The following is a 7,769-nucleotide window of genomic DNA, read 5'->3' as shown; positions in this document are numbered from 1 at the left end:
GCCGAGACCCGACATTAAAATACTGGTCGCGATAGCGACACAAATTAACAGGTTACAACAATGGCAGTAGGACAAATCGACTTCCCCACCATGCATGCCGTAAACGGCATCAAACTCGGCACCTGCAACGCAGGCATCAAGCAAACCGTCCGCGACGATATTTTAGTCATCGAAATGGCGGACGGCGGTACTTGTGCGGCGGTTTTTACCCAAAATGCCTTTTGCGCGGCACCGGTACATATCGCCAAAGCGCATTTGTCGCAAAATCCGCGCTGGTTACTGGTTAACTCCGGCAACGCCAATGCTGGCACCGGCAAGCAAGGCCTGCAAGATGCCTTTGCTTGCTGCGCCAATCTGGCCGGCGAAGTCGAGGCCTTGGCGCAACAGGTGTTGCCGTTTTCCACCGGCGTGATCGGTGAACCGCTACCTGTTGAGAAACTGACGGCTGCGCTACCCACCGCCGTCGCGAACTTGGCTGAAAGCCATTGGGACAAAGCCGCCCGCGCAATCATGACAACCGATACGTTTCCCAAGGGCGCATCGGTCGTCATCGATATAGCCGGCCATCCGGTGACGATCACCGGCATTTCCAAGGGTGCCGGCATGATTCAGCCCAATATGGCGACCATGCTGGGCTTTGTCGCCACCGATGCCAGCATCGAGCAGTCTCTGTTACAACAATGCCTGTCTGCGGCGACGGAAAAGTCCTTTAATCGCATCACCGTGGATGGCGACACCTCGACTAACGATGCTTGTGTGCTATTGGCCAGCGGCAGTAGCTCGGCTCCGGAAATTCTGGCCGGTAGCACGGAGTATGCGGCCTTCGCCGTGGCGGTTATGGCGGTCTGTAAACGCCTGGCGGAACTGATTATTCGCGACGGCGAGGGCGCTACCAAGCTGATGCGCATCGTGGTCGAACAAGCCCGCGACAGTGCCGAGGCGGTGCAAGTCGCTAAAACTATTGCCCATTCGCCCTTGGTGAAAACCGCGTTTTTTGCCAGCGACCCTAACTGGGGCCGGATTCTGGCCGCTGTCGGCCGGGCCGGCGTCGAAAACATGGATCTGGATAAAATCGAAATTTATCTGGGCACGGTGTGCATCGTTGAAAACGGCGGCAGAGCCCACTCATACACCGAACAAGACGGCCAGCGCGTGATGAATCAGGAGGAAATCGTCGTCACCGTCAGACTGGGGCGCGGCGCAGCCAGCGAGGAAGTGCTGACTTGCGATTTTTCCTACGACTACGTAAAAATCAACGCCGAATACCGCACCTAAGCGCTAGAAAAGTATGTCAACCAATAAGCAGTGCCTGCACGTCGCGGTCGGGGTGATCCGTGATGGTGACGGCAGGATTTTGATTACCCAACGCGCCAAGCACGCGCATCAAGGCGGCTTGTGGGAGTTTCCGGGCGGTAAACTGGAAGCTGGCGAACCGGTGCAACAGGCACTGGCGCGCGAGCTGGAAGAAGAGGTTGGTATTCAAGTACAAAGCGCGGCGCCGCTGATCAGAATCAACCACGATTACGGCGACAGGCATGTGTTGCTGGATGTCTGGAATGTCACGGCTTTTGCCGGCCAGGCTAGAGGCTGCGAAGGCCAAGCGATGCGTTGGATTGATGCCGAGCAACTAAGGGAATTCAGCTTCCCGGCCGCCAACTTGCCCATCATTGCCGCCGCGCAACTGCCGCATTATTACGCAATCCTGGAAGGCCGTAGCGCCGCCGAAGCCTTGGACAATTGCCGACGAATTTTAGCCACCGGCATCAAACTGCTGCAATTTCGCGTCAAGTCTTTACCGTCTACCGATTTACAAAATGTATTCGAGCAGGTTTCTCAGCTTTGCGGGCAGCAACAGGTTAGCTTGCTGGTCAACACTGATTTGCCTGTCGATATTACCAATGCGCAGGGCCTGCATTTAAGCAGCCGCACCTTGCTGGCCTGTCGTGAACGGCCCAACGGCTATCGCTGGGTAGCGGCGTCTTGCCATAACCTGGATGAACTGCGATACGCGGAAGCGCTAGGCCTGGACTTTGCTGTTTTGGCACCCGTCCAAGCGACCGCCTCCCACCCGGACGCGGCGCCGCTAGGCTGGCAAACCTTGACCGAACTGCTCGAACACATCAATTTGCCGGTGTTTGCCTTGGGCGGTTTAGGCAGGCACGATTTGGATAGAGCACTTGTCGCCGGCGCACAAGGTATAGCCGGCATCAGCGCGTTTTTAGCGGCAGACTAACCCGAAAAACAGCTTAGTAGGATTCGAAATCCGAATTTTCGTCGTCTTCGTCAAGCAGCGGCGGACCAGGGATTTTGTGGGCTTCGGTCGCCCAATCGCCTAAATCGATCAGTTTGCAACGTTCCGAGCAGAACGGTTTGAATGTTTCGGCGGCTATCCAGGCTACCGGCTTGCGACAAGTGGGGCATGCCACCAGTGGCGGGGTTTGAGCAGTCATCAGAACATGCAGCGGGTCAAGGAAAATTCGATATCGTCGAGCATCTGGCTGGGCCTATTTTCATCGACAGACGGATGCATAAAGCGAATGCTGAAACGGTGTTTGCCGCCGCTAATCTCGGCAAAACACGGCATGTCGGCAGCCAATCCCACTCGTAGCAATTGCACCGGATGATTTTTATTATCCAGCGCCAATTGAAAAAATCCGGCCTTGGCAAGCTCCTGAGTCGGCATACTGCTCTGCCGAATAAAGCCCAATATCAAATCGATTGCTACCCGAATATCCACGAAGGGCTGAGTCCAGCGTTCCAGGTCTTTTTGCTGTTCGGCTTCGTGCTGCTCCAACCAGTAATGAAAGGCCGGCAAATCGAAGGAACAGCTGCCGCCGGGGATGGAATTACGCTGCGAAATACTTTGAAATAAATCGCTTTCCATCACGCTGATGCCGATTTTACCGTTGGCGCTATACAGATTTCGACTGGCCTGATTCAACTCAGCGAGGATTTCTTGTAGCTTTTCGTCGTCGACCCCATGGTTATGCGCCAGCTGATTCAATACTTTGGTGTGCCTATCCAGTTCTTTGATCAACTCGGACTTCAAGTCGCTGCGGCTGAAGATCATTAAAATGTCGAGTAAAACCGAAATGGCGGCGCGTTTATCGAAGACCGAAGCGCCCAACATGAAGTGACTGAGCTGTTGAAAGAGTTGCTCCAAGCGCATAAACACCCGAATTCGTTCATTGAGAGGGAATTCGTAGATAGTTTGTGTATTCAAGCCGATTGTGTCCTGACGGTGGCTAATAAAATGTAGGAATTGTGCAGTCTTTTAACCTGTTCTGCAAGCTGCTCCGGGCCGGCCACATTCTCGATGACATCGTGCGCTTTGCTCAAACGTTCTGGTCGCGACATCTGGCTGTCGATGATGGCTTGCACTTGCTGGCGAGTGAGTTTGTCGCGGGCGATAACCCGTGCTATTTGCACATCCACAGGGCAATCGATTAATAAAACCCGATCCACGGCATAAGGATTTTTCGACTCCAGCAGCAGCGGCACGGCAATAACGCAATATTCGGCCGTTAACGCATTTACCTCGGCCGCGATTTGCGCGTAAACCAAAGGATGCATGATGCCATCCAATTCACGTTTTTTATCTGCATCGGTAAATACCGCGTTCCTTAGCTTGGCTCGATTCAAACTACCGTCCTGGTTAAGCATCTGCGATCCAAAAGACTTAACGATCAGCGATAAGGCCGGCTGCCCTGGCGCTACCAACTGCCTGGCAATCAGATCCGCATCGACAATGGGTACGCCAAACTCGGCAAACAAACCGCAAACCGTGGATTTGCCGCTGCCTATGCCGCCTGTCAGACCTATCTTCAGCATCGCCTACAGACCGGCAATATGCAGATATAAGGCATTCAGCTCCTGTCCGAACAGCATCGCCAGCCAACCGGCCATGGCCAGATAAGGCCCGAACGGTATAGGCTTGCCGGCATCGCGTTTGCCGAATACGATCATCGCAATGCCGATGACGGCGCCCACCAACGATGACAATAGAATAATCAGAGGCAGATATTGCCAGCCCAGCCAGGCACCGAACAGTGCCAGCAGTTTGAAATCGCCATAACCCATGCCTTCCTTGCCGGTCAGCAATTTGAACAGCTGATAAACGCTCCACAGACTCAAATAGCCTGCCACCGTACCGATAATCGCATCGTGGCTATTAGTGTAAATATCGAACAGGCTTAGCAACAGACCCTGCCACAGCATCGGCAGAGTAATCGAATCGGGTAACAACTGCTGATCGATGTCGATAAAACTCAAAGCAATCAAACACCAAGTCAACGGCAATGCGAACGCTAAAGCCCAACCATATCCGAAATGCCAAGCCACAACCGCAGAACACAGGCCGGTAAACGCCTCGATAAGCGGATAACGGATGGCGATTTTCACCCCGCAATGTGCGCATTTACCGCCCAATAACAAATAACTCAGCACCGGGATATTTTGATAGGCTTTGATCTCGGATTTACAAGATGGACAATGTGAGGCAGGCAACATCAGGTTGAACACTTCGTTTTCTTCCTCAGGCGGGAGTTGCAAGTATTCTCGGCATTCACGCCGCCAACCAGTCTGCATCATCACCGGTAAACGGTAGATCACCACGTTTAGAAAGCTGCCGACTAACAAACCCAGCACGCACACGACGGTAATCAGAAATAGCGGATATTGTTGTAGAGTGGCAAAAACCATGAGGAAGAGAGGAAGGTTGTAATTCGGCCCCGGCGCTCGGCCCAACGATAAAGAGCGCCGGGGAATAGCAAAACTAAATAGCCGCGCCCAATTTAAAAATAGGCAAATACATCGCCACGATCAAGCCGCCGACCAGGATACCCAATATCACCATGATGATAGGCTCCATCAAACTGCTCAGGTTATCAACCAGGTTATCGACTTCTTCTTCGTAAAAATCGGCGACTTTGTCCAGCATCGCGTCAATGGACCCGGATTCCTCGCCGATCGCCACCATCTGCACCACCATGTTCGGAAACATGCCGGTGGTCTCCAGGGCAAATTTTAATTGCTGACCGGTGGAGACGTCGTCCCGCACTTTCATCACCGCTTCGTAGAACAAGATATTGCCGCACGCCCCCGCCACCGAAACCAAGGCTTCGACCAGAGGCACACCCGCTGCGGACATGGTGGACAGCGTTCTGGCAAACCGGGCGATGGCCGATTTTTCCAGAATCATCCCTACTACCGGGATTTTCAGCAAAGTCTTATCGAGAAAATGGTTAAACGCCTTGGAACGCTTTTTAAAGTAGCTAAATGTATAAGCGACGGCGACGATCACGCCCACCACGGCCCACCACCATTCCTGCACCCAAGCGGATAGTTCGATCACGAACTGGGTAAAGGCCGGCAAGTCGGCGCCGAAGCCTTTGAACAAATCTTCGAACACCGGCACCACGAAAATCAGCAAGATCGCGGTGACGATAAACGCCACGACCAACACCGCAATCGGGTAAGTCAGCGCTTTCTTGACCTTCTTTTTGATCGATTCGGTTTTTTCCTTATAGGTCGCAATTTTGTCCAGCAAGGTCTCCAGCACCCCAGCATGTTCGCCGGCCTCGACCAGATTGCAGAACAAGGCGTCGAAATACAGCGGCTTGCGGTTCAAGGCCTGCGCCAAGGTATCCCCGCCTTCGACATCGGCTTTTATCGATAGCAGTAATTCCGACATACTGGCGTTGTCATGACCCTTGCCGATAATGTCGAACGATTGCACCAAGGGTACGCCGGCCGCCAGCATCGTGGCCAATTGTCTGGCAAACACCGCGATATCGCCAGGCGTAATTTTCTGCACACGGGCGCCGAACAAAGGCTTGGATTTGGATTTGATACCGATGACCCGGATGCCCATTCGCCGCAATTCGGCACGCGCAATAACCTCGCTCTTGGCGCTGATAGTGCCTTTGGTTTTTTTGTTTTGCCTATCGAAACCGTCCCAATTGAACTCGATTTGCTCGTCTTGCTTTGCCATGATTATTCCTTGGTGACCCGGTCAATTTCTTGCAGCGAGGTGACGCCTTGCTTAATTTTTAATAGCCCCGACATTCTTAAATCGTTGATCCCTTCGCTTTTCGACAATTCCGCCATTTGCATCGAGTTGCCGCCGTTCAAAATCAGCGCCCGCATTTTTTCGGTAATCGGCATCACCTGATAGATCCCGACCCGTCCTTTATACCCGTTGTTGCAATGTTCGCAACCCACCGGGCCGTAGACTTTAAACGTCCCGATTTCTTCCTGTTTAAACCCGGCCGACAGCAAAGCGCTTTCCGGATAATCGACTTCCTGCTTGCAATGCTCGCATAAACGCCGCGCTAGCCGCTGCGCCATGATCAAAATGACCGCCGAAACAATATTGAACGGCTCGATGCCCATTTGCACCAATCGGTTGATGGTTTGCGGCGCATCATTGGTGTGCAAAGTGGATAACACCATATGCCCGGTTTGCGCGGCTTTGACCGCGATGCTGGCGGTTTCCAGGTCGCGAATCTCCCCGACCATGATGATGTCCGGGTCTTGCCGCAAAAACGCCCGCAGTGCCTCGGCAAAAGTCAGGCCGGCCTTGGGGTTGACGTTGACCTGGTTGATGCCTTCCACGGTGATCTCTACCGGATCTTCGGCAGTGGAAATATTGGTTTCGATGCTGTTGAGAATATTCAGACCGGTATACAGCGACACGGTTTTACCGCTACCGGTTGGCCCGGTGACCAACACCATGCCGTAAGGCTTGTGTATCGCCGCCAAAAAATTTTTCTGCTGCTCGGGCTCGAAGCCGAGTTTTTCGATACCGATCTGTGCGCTGGTCGGGTCCAGAATCCGCATCACCACTTTTTCGCCGAACAGCGTCGGACAGGTGTTTACCCGAAAATCGATAGCCCGATTCTTGGAAATCTGCATCTTGATCCTGCCATCCTGCGGCACTCGCCGCTCGGCGATGTCCATTCTGGACATTACCTTCAGCCTGGAAATAATCCGGTTGGCAATTCCCACCGGCGGACTGGCCACTTCCGACAAAATACCGTCAGCCCGAAAACGGATACGAAATTTTTTCTCGAAGGGCTCCAGGTGAATATCCGACACGCCCCGTTTGATGGAATCCAGCAGAATCTTATTCACAAAACGGACGATAGGCGCATCGTCGATATCCGAACCCATTGCTTCGTCGGCGGGTTTGGCGTCGTCGCCTGCGGAAATGTCGATATTATCCAGATCGTCGTCCAACAGATCCTTCATGGACGTATCGGCGGCTTCCAGCGCCGTGTCTATCATCCTGATCAGCTTGTCTTCTTCAACCAGGATATTTTCGGTATTGTGCCGCGTATGGAACTTGATCTCGTCCAGCGCCTGAAAGTTGGTCGGATCGGCGGTTGCGACGAACAAGCGGTTGCCGCGCTTGAACAAGGGTAAAGCGTGATGCTGGCGTATCAATTTCTCGCTGACCAGTTTGATCGGCAGGAACGCAGGGTCTATCGCATCCAGATCGAAAAACGGTACGCCAAACTCCGCTGAAGCCAGCGTCGCCACGGTTTTGCTGTCCGCGTACTTATGTTCCACCAAATAACTTATAAACGCTTGTTTGCGTTTCTGCGCCTCCTGCAAACAGGTCGCCGCCGATTCCTCGGTCAACAAACCTTTCTGAATCAGGCATTTGACCAAGCCGCTGAAATGGATGTTAGAAGGTGCTGTCGCCATGAAAAAAAGTCTGGATTGGTTTTACTGCAACTAAGTGCTGCAACTATAGATGAAGTAAG

At 53.1% G+C, this 7,769-nt stretch carries 8 protein-coding genes; 2 read left to right on the top strand and 6 right to left on the bottom strand.

The window, feature by feature from the left end:
• Positions 1 to 60: 60 nt before the first annotated feature.
• Positions 61 to 1,275, top strand: coding sequence for a bifunctional glutamate N-acetyltransferase/amino-acid acetyltransferase ArgJ (gene argJ, locus A1332_RS22970; protein ID WP_064010726.1), 1,215 nt, complete (start codon positions 61 to 63; stop codon positions 1,273 to 1,275).
• Between the two features lie 13 nt (positions 1,276 to 1,288).
• Complete coding sequence (locus A1332_RS22965; RefSeq protein WP_064010725.1) at positions 1,289 to 2,233, top strand: Nudix family hydrolase; 945 nt, start codon at positions 1,289 to 1,291, stop codon at positions 2,231 to 2,233.
• A 13-nt stretch (positions 2,234 to 2,246) separates the two neighbouring features.
• Here the strand turns inward: A1332_RS22965 and yacG are convergent, their stop codons facing one another.
• From yacG to pilB, 6 genes are all read right to left on the bottom strand, one after another.
• Positions 2,247 to 2,450 carry a DNA gyrase inhibitor YacG gene (gene yacG / locus A1332_RS22960; protein WP_064010724.1) on the bottom strand — a complete coding sequence of 68 codons (204 nt, stop codon included), beginning with the start codon at positions 2,448 to 2,450 and terminating at the stop codon, positions 2,247 to 2,249.
• Positions 2,450 to 3,223 carry a cell division protein ZapD gene (gene zapD, locus A1332_RS22955; RefSeq protein ID WP_082879846.1) on the bottom strand — a complete coding sequence of 258 codons (774 nt, stop codon included), beginning with the start codon at positions 3,221 to 3,223 and terminating at the stop codon, positions 2,450 to 2,452. The genes yacG and zapD overlap by 1 nt, the downstream gene beginning before the upstream one ends.
• Entirely contained in the window at positions 3,220 to 3,831 is a 612-nt protein-coding gene (coaE, locus tag A1332_RS22950) for a dephospho-CoA kinase (protein ID WP_064010722.1), read from the bottom strand. Before coaE ends, zapD begins: the two co-directional genes overlap by 4 nt.
• A gap of 3 nt (positions 3,832 to 3,834) precedes the next feature.
• A complete protein-coding gene (locus A1332_RS22945; protein ID WP_064010721.1) occupies positions 3,835 to 4,701 on the bottom strand; it encodes a prepilin peptidase in 867 nt (288 codons plus the stop codon).
• Positions 4,702 to 4,774: 73 nt separating this feature from the next.
• Positions 4,775 to 5,992, bottom strand: a complete 1,218-nt coding sequence (locus tag A1332_RS22940) for a type II secretion system F family protein (RefSeq protein ID WP_064010720.1) — start codon at positions 5,990 to 5,992, stop codon at positions 4,775 to 4,777.
• 2 nt (positions 5,993 to 5,994) lie between these two features.
• Complete coding sequence (gene pilB, locus A1332_RS22935) at positions 5,995 to 7,710, bottom strand: type IV-A pilus assembly ATPase PilB (protein ID WP_064010719.1); 1,716 nt, start codon at positions 7,708 to 7,710, stop codon at positions 5,995 to 5,997.
• Positions 7,711 to 7,769: the final 59 nt, after the last annotated feature.

Origin of the sequence: Methylomonas methanica, from assembly GCF_001644035.1 — a bacterium.
Classification (GTDB): Bacteria; Pseudomonadota; Gammaproteobacteria; order Methylococcales; family Methylomonadaceae; genus Methylomonas; species Methylomonas methanica_A.
This window is presented reverse-complemented; position numbering and strand designations above follow the sequence as displayed.

What these genes read in the sequence shown, in the direction of transcription:
- pilB (WP_064010719.1), bottom strand. Translation starts at nt 7,710, where the DNA reads ATGGCGACAGCACCTTCTAACATCCATTTCAGCGGCTTGGTCAAATGC.
- A1332_RS22965 (WP_064010725.1), top strand. Translation starts at nt 1,289, where the DNA reads ATGTCAACCAATAAGCAGTGCCTGCACGTCGCGGTCGGGGTGATCCGT.
- yacG (WP_064010724.1), bottom strand. Translation starts at nt 2,450, where the DNA reads ATGACTGCTCAAACCCCGCCACTGGTGGCATGCCCCACTTGTCGCAAG.
- A1332_RS22940 (WP_064010720.1), bottom strand. Translation starts at nt 5,992, where the DNA reads ATGGCAAAGCAAGACGAGCAAATCGAGTTCAATTGGGACGGTTTCGAT.
- argJ (WP_064010726.1), top strand. Translation starts at nt 61, where the DNA reads ATGGCAGTAGGACAAATCGACTTCCCCACCATGCATGCCGTAAACGGC.
- A1332_RS22945 (WP_064010721.1), bottom strand. Translation starts at nt 4,701, where the DNA reads ATGGTTTTTGCCACTCTACAACAATATCCGCTATTTCTGATTACCGTC.
- coaE (WP_064010722.1), bottom strand. Translation starts at nt 3,831, where the DNA reads ATGCTGAAGATAGGTCTGACAGGCGGCATAGGCAGCGGCAAATCCACG.